Genomic DNA, 15,992 nt, shown 5'->3' with positions numbered 1-15,992 from the left:
GTCTTTCCTCCTTAATACAAAACCACCTCATCGTGTTGATTGTCTTCGATAAAATCGAAGATGAGAATCTACGGCCTTCAGAACTGACCAAAGTCGCATTGACCGTGTCTTCTCCACACTGTCGGTCGTTTTGGTCGCTTCGTCGGTGTTCACTCAATCGCGCTCTTCCTCGACGATTATGCTCCGCCTGGGCGTGACACGCTGGCAAGAACAGCCTTTGTCGCCAGAAACCGCAGTTCAAGCGAGGACCGCTTTGCGCCGCTCGCCGCCGGGCCGGTGACGCGCGGCCCTGCGTTCGAAAATGTCGATCGCACCGCTGCGCTCCGATATGTTCGAGACAATGCGTTACGGTCAGCTGTTCCTCTCGGGTGACTCCGCGTACATCGTGCCGCAGAGCGGTGCCAAGGCGCTCGGCCTCGCTGCGTCCGATGTTGCCTATCTGAGCCAAGTGATCTTCCCGCGATTTGACGGACGCCGATGATAGGCTCTGCGGAGCTTGGAGGTGTATGATGGCAAATACGACGAAGCGGCGGTTCCCGGACGAGTTCAAGAACGAGGCGGTGGTGCTGTGGGAGACGAGCGGTAGCCTGCAGAGCAAAGTAACAGCTGAGTTGTGGATCATGCCGACGATGCTGCGTCGCTGGCAGCGCAAGCTTGAGGAGAGCAGCGTGCCGGTCGCGAGCCCGGCGGCGAAGCCGCCAGTCTCGACGATGGCGTTGCCCGCGGATCTGGCGTCGGAGATTGCGCGGTTGCGCCGCGAGTTTGAGCGGGCGCAGATGGAGCGCGATATATTAAAAAAAAGCGTCGGCATCTTTGCGGAGATGCCACGATGGAGTTCGCCTTTATCGAGCAGCATGCGTCCGCCTGGCCGGTGAGTGTCATGTTCCGCATGCTCGGCATGTTCCGCAGCGTCTATGACGATTGGCGCGACCAGGCACCGAGCGCGCGTACAACAGCGAACCGGGCATTACTCCGCGACATGCGTCGGCTCCAAGAGCGGCATCAGGGTCGATACGGATCGCCGAGGTTGCATGCCGCCCTGCGGGCGGAAGGCCATCGATGTAGCCGTGGTCGGGTCGAGCGGCCAATGCGCCGACATCGTATCCGCGCGCTGGCTGGGTGCCGGTTCCGACCCTGCACAATCGACAGTCGTCATTATCTGCCGGTCGCGCCGAACCTGCTGGCGCAGAGCTTTCTGGCGAGCGCGCCGAACCGGATCTGGCTCTGGCTTGCCGACATTAAGTATATCGCGACCGGCGAAGGGTGGCTCTACTTGGCCGCAGGGCGTGGGGAAAGACTGGCGGTCTTTGGTCGCGCCTTCCGCCTGATCTGCTGTGCCGCTCATCACCCGACGGAGCCTGTTCAGCCGACAAAGCTCGCTATGATGCAACCGCGCTGGCAAGGGGGCCGCTGCGCCCGTAGCGAGACGTCAGGCAGCCGACGAGCACGAGATATGCCGGCAGCGGCAATGCTAACATCCTGACCAAGCTCGCACGCGCCGAACACAAGACGCAGAGCCCGATACGTCAGCGCACCCGGCCAGCACGGTTCTCGAGCACGAGCTTGGAAACGGTGGCGGTCTCGGCCACGCCGGGCAGATGCGAGGTGAAGCCGATCCCGACATAAAACGGAGCGGTCAGCTTAAGCGTAATGGGTGCGCCGAACTGGTGCATCGGCTCGCCTTGCTCGCTCACCCACAGCGTGAACTGGTCACCTTTCTTCTCGATGCCGATGCGCTTCGCTTTGAGCGTGACCAGACTGTCGGGCGACTTGCCGCCAGGCAGGCCGCCGCGACTGCCGACGCGATATTCCATGTCGCTGATCCGCCGCCCCGGGGCGGGACGCTGCGCGAGGTGGATCATGCCGTCGCCATGCAGCGCTACCAACGCTTCCTTGGCATCGTCGTCGAGCGATTGGCGGATAATCAGCAGCGCCTTGTGGTCACCGAAGCCGCCGTCAGGATAGGCCAGGTCTGCCGCGAGCGAAACATCGCCACGCATCCGTTTGAACAGGAAACGGAACTCGTCGCGGGTGTACCAGACGTTATAGCCCGCCGCGTGGATCGTATAGGTCCCGCCGGCCAACGACGCGCTGCCGGGCACGAGCGCACCCCCGACGTCGGCCTGTCCTTCGAACACGCCAATCGGGGTGTTCTCCACGCGGGTATCGCGGTGGAAGCCGGGTGGCGGTCCAACCTGGTTATGCTGAGTCGACTGCGGATAGGCCCAGTCCGGAGCGAGCGGTGCGCCAGGCGGGCTATTGGCGGCGGAGGTCCCGGGAACCTCCTGCGACACCTGCGCCAGCGAAGCCGGGGACAGGATCGTTATCGTTGCTGCGGCGATCCACGGGATCGGTTTCTGCATGAGCTTTCCTCCGCTTATCGTTGCGGATCGGGGGCGCGGAAGGGGGAGCAGCAGGGTTTGCCGATCGCGTGGAACTCCATCAGCTCGGCACGCGTCCCGTCGGGGTCGAGCAGGTTGAGCTGCCATTTGGCATCGCGTCCGATCTTGGGCGTCTGATCCTGCCCCTGCAGGCGGTCGCCGTTCCACAGCAACGTATAGGCCGCGCGCGTGTCGGGTATACCAAGCGCGAAATGATTGAGCACGCCGAGGTTGGCGGCCGATATTCCAGGCGGGATGCCTTTAGTGTCGGGCGTCCCCACGACCATATATTCGATCCAGTCGCGCCCGTCGGGCAATTGCAGCGAGATCCAGGTGGGATGATCGTCCTGCATCCCGCCCTCCCAATAGGGCCGCAGCCCGAGGACTGCCTTGTAGAACCGATCCTCCTTGACGCGATCGTGCACGATGAAGCCGAAATGCATCACGTGGCTGGAAAGCGGGTTGGGCGGTATGGCGGGTAGCCGGGCGGGCGGTTGCATGAATTGCACCACCGTTCCTTCGGGGTCGGTCACCGAAAACCACCGGCTGCCGTCGGCGGCCGACTTCAGCGTCTCGGGCACGGCGACGCCTTGCGCCGCGAGATATGTCCGCATTGCCTCGGCGTTGGCGGTGTTGAACGCGACGTGCGCCAGGCGGTTGATCGAAGGCGCGCCGGGGGGCAGCGGCAGCACCTCGACGAACTGGAGCGGTGCAAAATAATAGCGCACGCCCGAGGGCTGTTCGGGGTCGGGGAGTTTTACCGCACCCAGATCACGGACGTAGAAACGTTCGCTTTTCGCGCGATCCTGCGCGTAGACCGCGATGTGCGACACGCTGGCCAGCGGCGGACGGGCAGGGCCTTGCGCTACGACCGGCGCCGTCAGTACGAGCGCCGCCAGCGCGGCGCTCCTGCGAGCTATGGTTCGCCTTGTCATGCACTTCACCCCTCTCCGTGCGCTGTTTGCGCTATCATCGATGGGTGTAGATCGGTCCCGCGCGTTTGGCGAGCATCGAACGGCGGCACCGCGCGCGCGGCGCGCTGCCGGTCAAGGTGCTTGGCGTCTCAATGTTGATGCGGCAAGTCAATGGCCCGGCACCTGCCGAATGAAGGGGAACCCCAATGCGGATCACGGCCCTGCCTCTGTCAGTCTTGCTCGTCGCAGCCGTGAGCGCGCCGGATACCGTTCGCATCGCGCCACCCTATCTGGATGCGCCCGAAATGGCGGCGCAGCGCGCCATGCCGCACGGCACGTTGCACAGCTTCATCATGCACTCGCGCGAGAGCCGCATCTATCCCGGCATCCGGCAGCGCGACAACGCCGTCACCCAGCGGCGCGACGCTTATGGCAACCGCATCGCGGCACCGGCGGACGAGGCGTCCGAAGCTGCATCCTATCGCCGAGAAGTCTTTGTCTACATACCGGCGGGTTATCGTCACGGCACCGAGGCGCCACTGCTGGTGGTGCAGGACGGGCGCGATTATGCCGCGCGCGTCACGGCTGCGCTCGACAGCCTGATCGCGGCGCGTCGCGTTCCACCGATCGTTGCCGTGATGATCCAATCGGGCGGCGGGGATGCGCAGGGGTCCGAGCGCGGGCTCGAATATGACACGGTCTCGGGCCGCTATGCCGAGTTCGTCGAGAGCGAGGTGCTGCCACGGGTCACCGCCTTGTATGACGTGCGGTTTACCCGCAATCCGGCGCTGCGTGCGGCGATGGGTGGCAGTTCCGGCGCGTCCGCGGCATTCGCCATGGCCTGGTTCCACCCCGAATGGTACGGCAAGGTGCTGTCCTATTCGGGCACGTTCGTGAACCAGGCATCACCGGTCGATCCAGCGTCGCCGCGCGGGGCCTGGGACTTTCACGCCCGGCTCATCCCAGACAGCCCGCGCAAGCCAATCCGAATGTGGATGGAGGTAGGCAGCAAGGATCTGCACTGGCAGGATCCTGAATCGACCTATCACAACTGGCCTCTGGCAAACGATCGCATGGCGGCGGCGTTGCGGGCCAAGGGCTACGACTATCGCTATGTCGTTGCGGAGAATGCCGCGCATGTTGATGGTAACGTCATCGCCCTGACATTGCCGGGCGCGCTCGAATGGCTATGGCGCGATGACGTGCACGTGACACGATCACGCGCGTTTTTCGCGCAAGCCCCTCGCGCCTTCATCGAATAAGCACAGTTTCGCCAAAGCCAACCTCAGCTGATTGCGGGTATGCGATCGGCTGAGGTCGGGTTTATCGGGCTCAGGAAATCGGAACGCCGCCGGTAACGGCCACGACGTTGCCAGACATGTAGCTTCCCTCCGCTGCCGCAAGCATCACATAGGCGGGCGCGAGCTCGCCCGGCTGTCCGGCGCGTCCGATCGGCGTGTTCTGCCCGAGGGTCTCCAGTTCCTCCGGCGATTTGGCGATCGGCTGGATCGGCGTCCAGATCGGGCCGGGCGCCACCGCGTTCACGCGAATGCCGTCGCTCACCAGAAGGTTGGACAGGCCCACCGTCAGGCTCGATATCGCGCCTTTGGTCGCGGCATAGACGATCATGTTCTTGCCAGCGACCTTGGCCTGCTCGCTGGTCGTGTTGATGATCGCCGAGCCCGGCTTCATGTGCGGAACAGCCGCCTTGGCCAAACGGATCATGGCAAAGACGTTGGCAGCGAAAGCGCCCTGCATCTCGTCGTCGTCGACGCTATCCAGCCCCTCGTTCATCGTCTGAGCGGCAGCATTGTTGACGAGGACATCGATGCCGCCGAGTTCCGCGACCGTTCGTTCGACGAGGGTCGCGCAGTGATCCCGGTCGCGCAGATCGCCCGGCAGCAAGACGCATCGCTGTCCTGCCTTCTCTACCCAATGCCGTGTCTCTTCGGCGTCGACCTGCTCTTCCGCGAGGTAGGAGATGGCGACGTTTGCACCTTCGCGGGCGTAGGCGATCGCAACTGCCCTGCCGATACCCGAATCTCCCCCGGTTATGAGCGCCACCTTGCCCTTGAGCAGGCCCTTGCCGACGTAGCTCTTCTCGCCATGGTCAGGCTTGGTTCGCATCTTGGTCGTTAAGCCGGGCCGTGGCTGCTGCGGCTCATCAGGGAAACGTGTTGGTTGGTTCGTGCGCGGATCGTCGGTCATATCGGTTCCTGCTGGTAGGGTCAGCAGCAAACGGCTCACAGGAGATAACGTGCCCGCGCAACCAGCACGCGCGCGCATTAAGCCGTCAAAGTGCGATCAGGAATGGGCCTCCGATGTCGGGGAGCGGGGAAGGGAGCTTGGATGACTAGTTTTATGCCACGTCAGTGCCATACGGCCGGAGGAAAAGAGTTTTACAGCGGTAAACGCTGTTCCCACGACCGGACGATGAATAACAACCTCGCGCTTTGCTGCTGATCGTCTTTGTGAAAGCACGGATTTCGATCATCTCGCGATGTGGCTGCCGACGGCGATCCGGCATAGCGCAGGCGCTCCGTCTTGTGGTGGGCGGCTGGCTATCCGGTGGGCAGCCGGACATGCTGGGCGTTTTCGCCTGCGGCAAGTGCGATCCGCACCGCCTCGGTGGCGTTTCGGGCAGAGAGTTTCGATAACACGCGGCTGCGATGAACCTGCACGGTGCGCGGGCTGATTTGCAGGATGCGCGCGATTTCCTTGCTGGTTTCACCGGCGATCATCTGTTCGAGGACCTCGCGTTCGCGCACCGTCAGCAAATAGGTTTCGGCGGCGGACGTCGCTGCTTCGCTACGTCCTGGCGCTTGCACCATCGCCGAACGGATCGCTGTGATCAGCGCGTCGCGGGCGGCAAATTCAGCAGAGGATTCGAACAGGTCGGGGCCGGCGGCATGCTTTGACGCCGACCAGATCTCTTCCGCGGTCAACAGGATGACCGCCAGCGTCGGCTCGAGAATCAAGCATTCCGACTGCCGCCCGGGAAAATCCGGGTCAGTTGCCCGGCGTCCCGGGCTGCCCCCCCGGGAGGCTATCGCCCCGCCGTCGGTTGCCGCCCGCGTGCCGCGTCGTCGGTTGGTACTCGTGGTACTGGTTTCCGCCAGTGTCATCAGCGCCTTTACCGCGTTTGCGACGGTACGCTGTCGCCGCAGGACACAGACGACGAACTCATCGCTGACGGCGGGCTTGATCATCCCCGCACGACCGCAAGCGCGGCTGAGCGAACCTCTGTTGCGAAACGGGTGCGCCGATACAGCACTCTCGAGCGGCGCGTTCCAGGCCGGATACCAACAGCGAGAACGGTCCCGCCAACGACGCAGAGCGGCTGTGTCATCGCAATCTTTCCTCCCCATCTCAAACGGATAACCGGTTGTCGCCCAACGGCTGTATTCAAATCGTCGGCCGGTTCCATCAGACTCGATGGCTTACGCAAAAGTGCGTAGTCATTAGCGCGCATTTCATCCTAGTCCGAAGCGGATTATGCCCGAACCAAGCCGTAACGGTCCTAATGTCCCGGAGATAGACGACCATTAGTCGCACTCCGCGTCATTTCAGGCAGGGGGCCAGCCAGGGGGGAATGCAACCATGCTCGCTTGCGATGCGCTGGGTCCGTCATCGACACAACCGATCCTGAACTGGCTGGAGCGAGACAGTTGCGCACGGATGATCGTCGATGACGACCTTCTGGTGAATTGGATCAATGCCGCGGCGGACGAGATCCTGCGGCATACCAGTGCGATCCGGATCACGAACGCCAAGTTGCGGATATCCAAGCGCGAACTGTGTGATCCGTTCCTGCAATTCGTCCGGGGGTCGGGGGACGGGATCGCGCCATTCTGTCTGCATGTCAGTTTTGGCGAACATCTGCTGCTCACCGGGCAGCGCGTGCGCGGCACATCCGCGCAGCATCTTACCGGCCTGACCCTGCGGCGAACGACGCGTCGCTATCTGTTGTACGGCGATGCGCTGGAAACCGCGTTCCGCTTGACCGCGACCGAGCGCAAGGTGCTGGAGTCGCTGTTCCTGGGCGAAACCGCGGACGAGGTGGGGGATCGTCTGCACATGTCGGTCGGCACCGTGCGGACCCATATCCGCCACATCTACAACAAGGTCGACGTCAACTCGCGCGAGGCGATGTTCTCGAAGCTTCTTCCCTACATCTCCTATCCCTGAAGCCGATGTCCATCAGAGCGCGCTGAGGACGATCGTCAGCGTGTCGCTGTACGTGCCAGCGAGATGCGGTCCGAGCGCGCCCAGCGTGATGTCGAGCGGGAGCGACGTGCCGGCCAACGTCCGTGGCGGATCGACGATGTCTTCCCAATGCTGCGTCAAGTCGACCGGAACGCCGCTCAGCGCTGCGGAATAGGCGATGCTGTCCATTTCGCGCAGATCGCCTTCCGGCAGCAATCGCCCGGCGTTGGCCGAATCGATCGTGAGTCGCGCGGTCGTATCGGCGCGGATCTGCAGGAAGACGCGGCGGGTGGCATTGCTGGCGAGTACGCCGAAATCGACCTGCGCGACGCTTTGCCCCTGCCCGAACGTCGCGATCGCCCCGACGATATTCATTTGCGCGCGCGGGACCACGGCCAGCACGACGGAGACCGGCATCGGCGCGACCATGGTGGCCAGCGCGCCGACGTCGCGCAGTTCCAGCGACAGCGGCGTGGCGTGCTCGCCGGCGGATGCGACCGCATCCTGCGTGACGATCGCCTGGATCGCGAGGCGAGTCCGCGTGCCGGGCTGCAGGCTTGCGCGCCACGTACCGGGCACGGCGGTCGGGACCAGCGCGGCATCGCCTGTGCTGGCAATGAAGCCGACCTGCACTCCGGAACTGCCGATCGTTGTGCTCGACACGGCGGTGCGGGTTTGATCCAGCAGGACGAATTCGACCTCGCAGCCGGCGTTTGCACGGTTTTCCACCTCGAACGTGATCCGCTCGACCGGACGGGTGAACGCAAAGGGATCGTAGTCGAGCCGGGCCATCGACGCGGTCGGGATCAGCGTCGCGTCGCACGTCGCCGCGAACCCTGCATTCGGCACCGCAAGCGCGAGCGCCACGGCGATGCGTTTAGCGTACGATGCTAAGTTTGCCGACATCGACCATCCCCTGTGTACCCTTGCGAATTTCGAACGCGGCGACCGCATTTCCACCCAGCAGCAGCTGATAGCGGCCCGGCGCGAGCCGGTCGGCGACGAAACGGCCACCGCGATTGGTGAAGAAGCTGCGCTCCTTCCAGGTCTTGCGCCGCGCCGGGTCGACCGGCTCGATCGTGCCCGCGGCAAGCGCGACCGGTCCGTCTGGCCCGATCAGGAAGCCGACCGCGATCAGCGATTCGTCGCTGCCGATCGGGAAGCGATACCCCGAGCCATATCCCGGAAAGACGTTGATCGTCGCCTGACCGAGGTCATAACCGATCGGGAGCGGATCGACGCGCAGGTCGTAGCGCCCGACACCGTACGCCCGCCCGATCGGGATCACGGCCGGCCCGAACAGCCCCGACCGTGCGACCACCCGGTCGCCCGAGAAGATCGCCGCGCGCGATCCGCGCAACGTCCGGTGGACCGGCGCGATGATGAAGCCTTCGCTCGCCGCCCGCCCGACCCCGAAACTGCCGTCCGCAAAGCCGACGAAGCTGCGGATGTTCCAGTCGGACGCGTTGACGGTGCCGCCGCCCGGACCGTTCCGTTCGAGCCGGTTGTGGTTGAGGACGAGATCGAAGCGATTGTTGACGTAGGCGAGCCGGCCCGACACCGCGGTCGCGTCCCGGTCCTGCGTATAGCGGATGGCGCCGCTGAGCTCGTCGAGCCGTCCCTCGGGGGTGCGGCTGAGCTCGACTTCCTTTCGACCGGTGCCACTGTCGTAGCGGACGGTGGCATAATCGCGTCGGCCCAGCCGCAGCGAGACGCCGAGCGCGACCCGGTTGTCGGTGCGGCGTCCGTCGCGGAACACCACGCGCCCCCCCGTCACGTTGACGCCCAGCCGTCCGAAGCTGCGCCCCAGCGACAGATCGACGCGGTAGCTGTCGGCACCGCCGTAGCGCGCCATGCTATAGCCCAGGCCCACCCCGGTGCTGATCGCGAACGGTGCGATCCATTGCACTTGCAGGCCCGCCTCCAGCGCCTGGAAATTCTGCACGTCGCGTGCGAACGCATCGCGGAAGGCGGCGCTGCGGTACACCGCCGATCCGGCGATCCGCAGGTCGCTCTTGCTGCGGAGCGAGAATTCCCCGCGGTAATCGAGCGATGCGGCAAAACCCGTTCCGCCCCCTTGCCGCGCCTTGCTTGCGGATGTTTCCACCTGCACGAACCCGATCCGCGTGCCGAGCACCGCGACCCCGCCGACCTGAACGCACAGCCTGGTCGCCTGCGCATTGGCCCCGAGCGTCAGCGTGTCGGATACGCCGTGGAACGCATAGGCCGTCAGCGCGGGCGAAAGGCCGTAGCGAAGCTGACCGCGGTCCCGCACGCCGAGGGCAAAGCCATATTCGGTCAGGCCGGGGTTGATCAGGGTGTTCGTGTTGAACACGTCGAAGTTGAGGATCTCGCGCTTTCCACCGATATCCTCGACCACGAGCTGGACCTGGTTCGGCCCGTTGGCGAACGGAAAGTCGCCGATGTCATAGCGTCCGGGCGCAAGCCGGATGGTCTGTACGCGGACCTGGTTGACCAGCACGTCGACGCTCGATTCGCGATCGAGCGTGAATTGCTGCCGGCCGATCGGGCGGGTGTTCTGGAACGGGCGGATCGTGGAGTAGGCGCGTTCCACGCCGATACCGAGGATCCGTCCCGAACCCTGGAACGACGTCGAACTCGGGGTGAACTCGCCGACGGTCGCACGGACGGCATGGTCGAACAGGTCGTGCGTCGCGCGAAACTCGCGGCGGCGCCAGCGATCGCCGTCGAACGTCGCGCCACCGGTGAACGTCACGCCGTCGAACCCGCCGGCGTTGACGATCCCGTCGATGTCCGCGCGCACCGGTTGCAGCCCGCCGCCCCGTCCGTAGACATACCGTTGCCCCATGCCGACGTTGACCCCCGCGGCAAAACCGGCGGGGCGATCGAAGTCGGTGGGCACGGGCACCGCCTGTTGCGCGCCCAGACGCAAGGTCGTCTGCAGGGTCGCATCCGCGGCGAGCGTCCCGACGACTTCGAGTGCCAGACTGTCGAACGCGATCGCGAAGCCGTCGACGCGCAGATCGGCGAAATCAACCTTCGTACGTCCCGCGATCCTCGCCGTAAGCGCAGCAGTCAGTTCAGCGCCGACGACCGGCTTGAGCAACGCCAGCAGCCGCGCCGCGTCGATCTCGCCGTCGCCTTTGGGATCGACCGCGATACTGATCGTGCCGAGGAACTTGTCGTTGACCTTGAGTGACACTTCCAGCGGAATGCGGACCGGTCCGATCCGGCCGAGTGCCGAGGCCGCATTGGGCGCGCCGTTCGCCTGGGGTTCCGCTGATGTCGTATCGCGCGTGAGGGCACTGGCGGGGAAGGCGGCGATGAGGACGGCGCAAATGGCCGGCGCCGCCGCAAGCTGGACCGGGTGTCGACACCCCCCCGCGCATGTCATGGCTCACTGGACGGTGATGGTCGGTTTGATCGTACCGACGAGACCGGTCAGATTCTTGGCAAGAACGCGGGCATCGCGCGACTGTCGCGGCATGAACGCGGAAAAGCCGCCGACCTGAAGATCGTCCGACGCGACCGTCACGGTCTTGCCGGCGGTATCGGTCAGCTTGACGTCGGTGGCGTTGAGGATCGCGATGCCGGTGCCTTCGTTGTCGATCTTGAGCAACAGGTCGCCGTTGGTTGCGCGTCCGGTATCCACGACGGTAATCACCGGCTTGGCGGCGTCGGGCGAAACGATGATGTGGCTGAGGAAGTTGAAGCTGACCTTGACGTCGGAGGCGGCACCGGACGCACCCTTCGCCAGCATGGCCCCCGGCGCGGCGACCGGCAATTGCGACACCCGGACACCGTACATCCGCGCTTCGGTCAACGCCGCATCCCCGATGTAGCGGACCTGCACGGTCTGTTCCTTGCCCGGCGCGATCGAGGTTTGCGCCGGATACACCAGCATGTCCTTGTCCTCGTCCACGCGAGTCGGCGTTCCCGCGCGGTCTGCCGTGGCCCGGAACGCGGTCAGTTCGAGCGTGATCGGCACCGACCCGGAATTCTTGATCGCCATCGTCAGATGCGCCTTGGCACCCGCCGGTGCGATCGTCGCGAGCATCGGCTGGACCTGATATCCTTGTGCGACGCTGGCGACCGGCATTGCCACGCCCAGCAGCGATGCGATTCCGCGTACGAAAGCTGTGGTCACGATCGTTCCCCCTGTACACGACGAGACAAAGGCAGGAGCGGGACCCCCCCGCTCCCGCCAGGTTGATCAGCCGATCAGACCGAAGTTGCCGTGAAGGTGAACGTCTCGGTGTAGGTGCCCGCGGGCGCAGCGTTCGCCGAGAAGTTCTGCGACGTCGGCGTGTTGTTGGTGTCCGCCGCGACGTTCATGTTGAGCGACAGGACCAGCGGAATCCCGTTGGCGATCCCCTGGGTATAGCCGGTGCGCGAACGGGTGAACTGGTTGACGTTTTCCTGTCCAGTCCCCGGAAAGGTGTCATGCGCGGCGATCGCGAAAGCGCTGTCGCTGGGGGAATCGAGGATGAGATCATAGTTGATCCGCTGCGTGACGCCGCCGACTACCTGCGTGAGATCCCCGTTGGTCGATCCGACGATCAGCTTGGTGCCGGATGCGGAATTGCAGGACAACCGCAAGTTGGCGACGGTTTGCTGGTTCGCCATGGCGATCGAGGCGGTGCCGCTGGACACGTTGCTCAGTGCGACGTTGCAATAGGGCGCGACGACGCCCTGAACGGTCAGGCTTTCGGCAAAGGCTGGCGCACTGGCGAGACATGCTGCAGCCGCAGCGGATGCGAGGATGATGGCTTTCTTCATGACGACTCTCCCTTGGTGACGAACGCTGCCCACGCACATTGCGGGCAAGGATGTCGCGACGGTGGAACCACGGCGACATTCGTACGTTAGGGCGGCGAAATCGGGGTCGCGCCTACAGGGTTGCCTATATCAAATTGAGTAAGTGACTCCGCCATGGCCGAACTTGGGCCATGACTTCTGATGGTCTGGCGCAGGTACGCTACGGGCGTCGCGGCCCAGCCCCGTAGCCAGCCGGTCATTCGAGCCTTACTCGTTCTGTCGAACGCCAAGTTTTACAGGAGTTTTCGCTTCCGCCGCTTGCTCTGACTAATGTTCCACTTCGTCCGCCAGAAGCCATACACCGCCAGGCTACCAAGCAGCGTCAGTACGATGCCCGACACGGTCATGGCGAGTTTCCATGCAATGCCGCCGGTCTTGGCAGCGTGCACGGGGTAAAGTTTCTCGCGGATCGATGCCGCCGTTCCTCGGGTCGCTGGATCGTCATGGGCCACGATCGTCAGCGTAGCCGGATCGGCGTAAACGAACGTCCGTCCGTTCGGTGTCCATTCGAACGTTTGGCGGAGACGCAGCACGACGGGCGTGCCGGGCTTGCGCGGCATCTGCAGGCGGCGAAGTTGGGCACCAGGAAACATCGCGGCCGCCGCGGTGAAAAACGGCTTCAGGTCATGCGTGGATGGCGTGACTTGGGCATCGTTGACTTTGAATGGGTGCGGTCGTGTTTCGGAAAGAAAGGGCCCGCCTAGCGCGGGAAAAACCATCAGAACGCCCGTCACCAGTGACACGAGCAGCAACGGCGCCGTCAGCGCGCCCATATCCCGGTGGTGATGGACGATGGCGCCGGGCTTCATCGACGCGGGCCATAACCGCAGGCGAAAGCGGCTGCGCATCCGCCACCACAGGATCGTCCCGGTAATGAGGAAGAACAGGCCCGTCAGCCCGGCAACCCCTGTCATCGTCTCGCCGGCATCGCCGATCAGAAGGTGATGATGGAGATCGAACACCCACAATTCCGGTCGCTGCCATGCCGAGGACCAGCGTTCGACTGTCTCGCCGGCCTGACTCACATAGGTACCGCTGCCGTCCGCAAAGAGGACCTGATGCACGCCCAGACCGTCGCCTGCGAAGGTGATGCGGTCGATCGGGGGCGACGCTTGCGAGACTGCGCCGACCGCCCGGGCCAGCGATACCGGATCGGGCCGGACTGTATCGCCGGCGTGCGCCACGAAGGTCAGCTGGTTCCGCCAGACGAGCAGCGTACCCGTGAGACCCAGCACCGCCAGCAGCAGGCCGCCGATCGCGCCGATCCAGCGATGCAACAGGGACAGGATGCGCATCAAAAGCCGGCCTGCCAGCTCAACGTGACGTTGCGACCCCGCCCTGTATAGAAGCGCGCATTGTCGGTCGGACCCTGCGTATCGCTATAGTAAGTGACGTAATCGGTATTGCCGAGGTTCTGCACGCTCAACATCGCGCGACCGACCGGGAGTTCATAGGCGACATACGCATCGAACAGCCGATAGCCGACGAAGTCGTTGACGATCGGCTGTCCCTGGAAGCGGCGGGACAGGTAATAGCGTCCCTGTACCCGTGCACTCAGGCGGCCGCGGGTATAATCCAGGTTGAGGTTCAGACGATCCGGCGAGATGTTGGCGCCGTCCAGATCGGCATCAAAAATGCCATCGGCATTGGTGTCGGTGCGCCCGCCCAGATGACTGAAACCAGTGCCAACCTTGAGACCGGGCAGTGGAGTGCGAACGGCGAGGTTCAATTCCAGACCCTCGATGTCGATCGGCTGGCGTGCAACGTTAAAGAACCCGTCGCTGCTGCGGACGAGCACCTGACCCAGATCGCTCGACGACCAATAATAGGTCACGCTGGCGTCCAGTGGCCCTTGTTTCACTTCGACGCCGATTTCGCGGTTGTTCGAGATCACCGGGGTCAGATCGAGAAAGTCGGTGATCCGGATGTTCGGCTGGGTGATACCGCGCAGGACACGCCCAATGTCGGCGATCGTGTAACCCTCGGCATAGCTGCCATAGGCGCGGATACCCTTGACCGGCTCCAGCACGACACCGCCGTTCCACAATGCGCGGTCGAAGGACGGCTTGCCGCCGATGACGGCCCGCGCGCTCGCACTCGCAAGCGTCGTATAGTCGGGGATATCGAGCTGCACGGTCTCGTAGCGAACCCCGCCTGCGACCCTGACGACACCATCGAACAGTTTGAGATTGGCCTGGCCGAACGGCGCGAGACTGCGAAAATCGGTTTGCGGCACCCATGTGCGGCCGGTCTGCACCAGATCCTGCTTGGTACGGTCGATCAACGCATCGAACCCGGCAGTCAGCGTCAGTGCCTTGAGCCCCGGCACCGTGCGTTCATAGCTGATCTTGCCGCCGAGCTTGCGCGAGACGTTGCGCGACTGGTCGAACACCGTGCCAACCGGAGCGATCCTCGCATCCTGGAAGGTCGCGAGGACACCGCCAGCGAACGTGTCGCTGGTCCGGTTGTAAAAGCCCTGAAGCGTGAACGCCCCGCCGAGCACATTGCCGTCCGTCAGCGATGCCGACACCATCTCGGCCAGGCCAGTGGAGGGTTGGCCCGGCGTTTCGCCGCGCCGGCTGGTGGCGGGAATGCCCAGCGTACGGTCGCCATCGACCGCGACATAGTGATTGTTGCCCTCCAGCTTGAAGCGGTTGGCGATCACCTCGAACCGGGCGGTGTCGGACAGATCGACGCCGACCCGGCCAAAGAAGGCCAGGCTGTCCGTATCCTGAATTTCGCTCTGGTTCCCGTCGAGGCCGATGCGCCGCCCGCGGCCATCGACGAAGACGCCGCGCCGCTCGAACGCAATGCCGCCGGTCGCATCGAACCGGCCGCTGCGCATATTGACGAGGCCGGCGACCTTCCCGCCGAGCGACGACCCTGCGAAATCGTCGCCGCTGTTACCCTGAAGCAGCGTGCGTCCGCTCCAGCCGTTTTGCTTCGGCGCGCTCGCGGTGACCTGATTGACGACGCCGCCGGTCGCACCAATGCCCTGCAGGGCGTTGGAGCCGTAGATCACTTCGACGCGGTCGATGAAAAAAGGATCGATGGTATAGCCGTCGCGTGCGCCGTCCCGGATCGGCGTGCTCTGCGGAATGCCGTTGATCGCATAGAGCGGCGAGCGACCGCGCAGCGTTTCGCCAAAGCCGGTAATCTTCTCGCGTGTGGGCGAGAAGGCCGGCAGCAGCGCCGAGATCGCATCGACGACCGAGCCGGACACCGCGACCTGACGCGACAGCGTCTCGCGGTCGATCACGTCTACGGTCAGGGGCAGCGCGCTGGCCGGCAGGTTCGTGCGTGCAGCCGTTACCACGATATCTTCCGGTCGGGTGTCGTCCGCACCACTGGCCGCCTGTATCTCCTGCGCGCTCGCGATGCTCGTCGACATGACGCCGGCGACGATCATGCCCAATGCGATCTTCATTCTATTCCCCTTTGCGGAGGCGGTAGAAGCAGATCAACCTAATTGCAATCGTTTCGCATTAGCAGATTGCTGGGAGGTGGTGGGGTCGCCGCTCTCGCACGATAGGCGTAAGCGACGCGTATCTCCACGTTGAGTACGGACACTGCTCTACCCAAGCGAGCATCGTGTTGCGGGCAGGCTTGACGAGCTCGAACTGCACGGGACGTTTGGTTTTCGGCTGAACCACGATTGCGCGGTGCCGCATTCGGTCGTCAGCAATGGTGT

Annotated in this window: 13 protein-coding genes and 1 pseudogene; 4 read left to right on the top strand and 10 right to left on the bottom strand. The window is 64.2% G+C overall.

What is annotated here, in order from left to right; genetic code table 11:
• The first annotated feature begins 340 nt into the window (after nt 1-340).
• Both AC3WJR_RS08560 and AC3WJR_RS08555 read left to right on the top strand, forming a co-directional pair.
• Nucleotides 341-481, top strand: coding sequence for a hypothetical protein (locus tag AC3WJR_RS08560; protein ID WP_492723962.1), 141 nt, complete (start codon nt 341-343; stop codon nt 479-481).
• A gap of 28 nt (nt 482-509) precedes the next feature.
• Nucleotides 510-1,282 (top strand): annotated as a pseudogene (locus AC3WJR_RS08555) (IS3 family transposase); the annotation flags it as partial.
• 244 nt (nt 1,283-1,526) lie between these two features.
• Here the strand turns inward: AC3WJR_RS08555 and AC3WJR_RS08550 are convergent.
• Nucleotides 1,527-2,363 (bottom strand): hypothetical protein, encoded by an 837-nt coding sequence (locus AC3WJR_RS08550; RefSeq protein WP_492723960.1) that lies wholly within the window; start codon nt 2,361-2,363, stop codon nt 1,527-1,529.
• 14 nt (nt 2,364-2,377) lie between these two features.
• A complete protein-coding gene (locus tag AC3WJR_RS08545) occupies nt 2,378-3,316 on the bottom strand; it encodes a VOC family protein (RefSeq protein WP_492723958.1) in 939 nt (312 codons plus the stop codon).
• A gap of 185 nt (nt 3,317-3,501) precedes the next feature.
• On the opposite strand from AC3WJR_RS08545, the gene AC3WJR_RS08540 reads away from it, so the two are divergent.
• Nucleotides 3,502-4,557 (top strand): alpha/beta hydrolase, encoded by a 1,056-nt coding sequence (locus AC3WJR_RS08540; RefSeq protein ID WP_492723956.1) that lies wholly within the window; start codon nt 3,502-3,504, stop codon nt 4,555-4,557.
• 70 nt (nt 4,558-4,627) lie between these two features.
• On the opposite strand, the gene AC3WJR_RS08535 is transcribed toward AC3WJR_RS08540, so the two are convergent.
• Together AC3WJR_RS08535 and AC3WJR_RS08530 are read right to left on the bottom strand one after the other, a co-directional pair.
• Entirely contained in the window at nt 4,628-5,503 is an 876-nt protein-coding gene (locus AC3WJR_RS08535; protein ID WP_492723954.1) for an SDR family oxidoreductase, read from the bottom strand.
• A 353-nt stretch (nt 5,504-5,856) separates the two neighbouring features.
• The gene (locus AC3WJR_RS08530; RefSeq protein ID WP_492723951.1) at nt 5,857-6,504 is read right to left on the bottom strand and encodes a response regulator transcription factor; all 648 of its coding nucleotides are present in this window, start codon (nt 6,502-6,504) and stop codon (nt 5,857-5,859) included.
• A 391-nt stretch (nt 6,505-6,895) separates the two neighbouring features.
• On the opposite strand from AC3WJR_RS08530, the gene AC3WJR_RS08525 reads away from it, so the two are divergent.
• Complete coding sequence (locus AC3WJR_RS08525; RefSeq protein WP_492723949.1) at nt 6,896-7,483, top strand: helix-turn-helix transcriptional regulator; 588 nt, start codon at nt 6,896-6,898, stop codon at nt 7,481-7,483.
• Between the two features lie 12 nt (nt 7,484-7,495).
• On the opposite strand, the gene AC3WJR_RS08520 is transcribed toward AC3WJR_RS08525, so the two are convergent.
• The 6 genes from AC3WJR_RS08520 to AC3WJR_RS08495 form a co-directional block, all read right to left on the bottom strand.
• On the bottom strand, nt 7,496-8,368 hold the full coding sequence (locus AC3WJR_RS08520; RefSeq protein WP_492723946.1) for a hypothetical protein: 873 nt from the start codon (nt 8,366-8,368) through the stop codon (nt 7,496-7,498).
• A gap of 10 nt (nt 8,369-8,378) precedes the next feature.
• Nucleotides 8,379-10,877 (bottom strand): fimbria/pilus outer membrane usher protein, encoded by a 2,499-nt coding sequence (locus AC3WJR_RS08515; RefSeq protein ID WP_492723944.1) that lies wholly within the window; start codon nt 10,875-10,877, stop codon nt 8,379-8,381.
• Between the two features lie 3 nt (nt 10,878-10,880).
• Entirely contained in the window at nt 10,881-11,630 is a 750-nt protein-coding gene (locus tag AC3WJR_RS08510; RefSeq protein WP_492723942.1) for a fimbrial biogenesis chaperone, read from the bottom strand.
• A 74-nt stretch (nt 11,631-11,704) separates the two neighbouring features.
• Nucleotides 11,705-12,262, bottom strand: a complete 558-nt coding sequence (locus AC3WJR_RS08505; RefSeq protein ID WP_354282694.1) for a hypothetical protein — start codon at nt 12,260-12,262, stop codon at nt 11,705-11,707.
• Nucleotides 12,263-12,534: 272 nt separating this feature from the next.
• Entirely contained in the window at nt 12,535-13,596 is a 1,062-nt protein-coding gene (locus tag AC3WJR_RS08500) for a PepSY-associated TM helix domain-containing protein (RefSeq protein WP_492723938.1), read from the bottom strand.
• Nucleotides 13,596-15,728, bottom strand: a complete 2,133-nt coding sequence (locus AC3WJR_RS08495) for a TonB-dependent receptor (RefSeq protein WP_492723936.1) — start codon at nt 15,726-15,728, stop codon at nt 13,596-13,598. The genes AC3WJR_RS08500 and AC3WJR_RS08495 overlap by 1 nt, the downstream gene beginning before the upstream one ends.
• Between the last annotated feature and the right edge of the window lie 264 nt (nt 15,729-15,992).

The sequence above is a fragment of the Sphingomonas sp. FW306-05-A genome, from assembly GCF_058782275.1.
The sequence above is the reverse complement of the archived record's forward strand: the minus strand, read 5'-3'. Positions and strand labels throughout refer to the sequence as shown.

Excerpts from the sequence above, each read along its gene's own strand:
- AC3WJR_RS08560 (WP_492723962.1), top strand. The coding sequence starts at position 341 with ATGCGTTACGGTCAGCTGTTCCTCTCGGGTGACTCCGCGTACATCGTG.
- AC3WJR_RS08550 (WP_492723960.1), bottom strand. The coding sequence starts at position 2,363 with ATGCAGAAACCGATCCCGTGGATCGCCGCAGCAACGATAACGATCCTG.
- AC3WJR_RS08545 (WP_492723958.1), bottom strand. The coding sequence starts at position 3,316 with ATGACAAGGCGAACCATAGCTCGCAGGAGCGCCGCGCTGGCGGCGCTC.
- AC3WJR_RS08540 (WP_492723956.1), top strand. The coding sequence starts at position 3,502 with ATGCGGATCACGGCCCTGCCTCTGTCAGTCTTGCTCGTCGCAGCCGTG.
- AC3WJR_RS08535 (WP_492723954.1), bottom strand. The coding sequence starts at position 5,503 with ATGACCGACGATCCGCGCACGAACCAACCAACACGTTTCCCTGATGAG.
- AC3WJR_RS08530 (WP_492723951.1), bottom strand. The coding sequence starts at position 6,504 with ATGATCAAGCCCGCCGTCAGCGATGAGTTCGTCGTCTGTGTCCTGCGG.
- AC3WJR_RS08525 (WP_492723949.1), top strand. The coding sequence starts at position 6,896 with ATGCTCGCTTGCGATGCGCTGGGTCCGTCATCGACACAACCGATCCTG.
- AC3WJR_RS08515 (WP_492723944.1), bottom strand. The coding sequence starts at position 10,877 with ATGACATGCGCGGGGGGGTGTCGACACCCGGTCCAGCTTGCGGCGGCG.
- AC3WJR_RS08505 (WP_354282694.1), bottom strand. The coding sequence starts at position 12,262 with ATGAAGAAAGCCATCATCCTCGCATCCGCTGCGGCTGCAGCATGTCTC.
- AC3WJR_RS08500 (WP_492723938.1), bottom strand. The coding sequence starts at position 13,596 with ATGCGCATCCTGTCCCTGTTGCATCGCTGGATCGGCGCGATCGGCGGC.
- AC3WJR_RS08495 (WP_492723936.1), bottom strand. The coding sequence starts at position 15,728 with ATGAAGATCGCATTGGGCATGATCGTCGCCGGCGTCATGTCGACGAGC.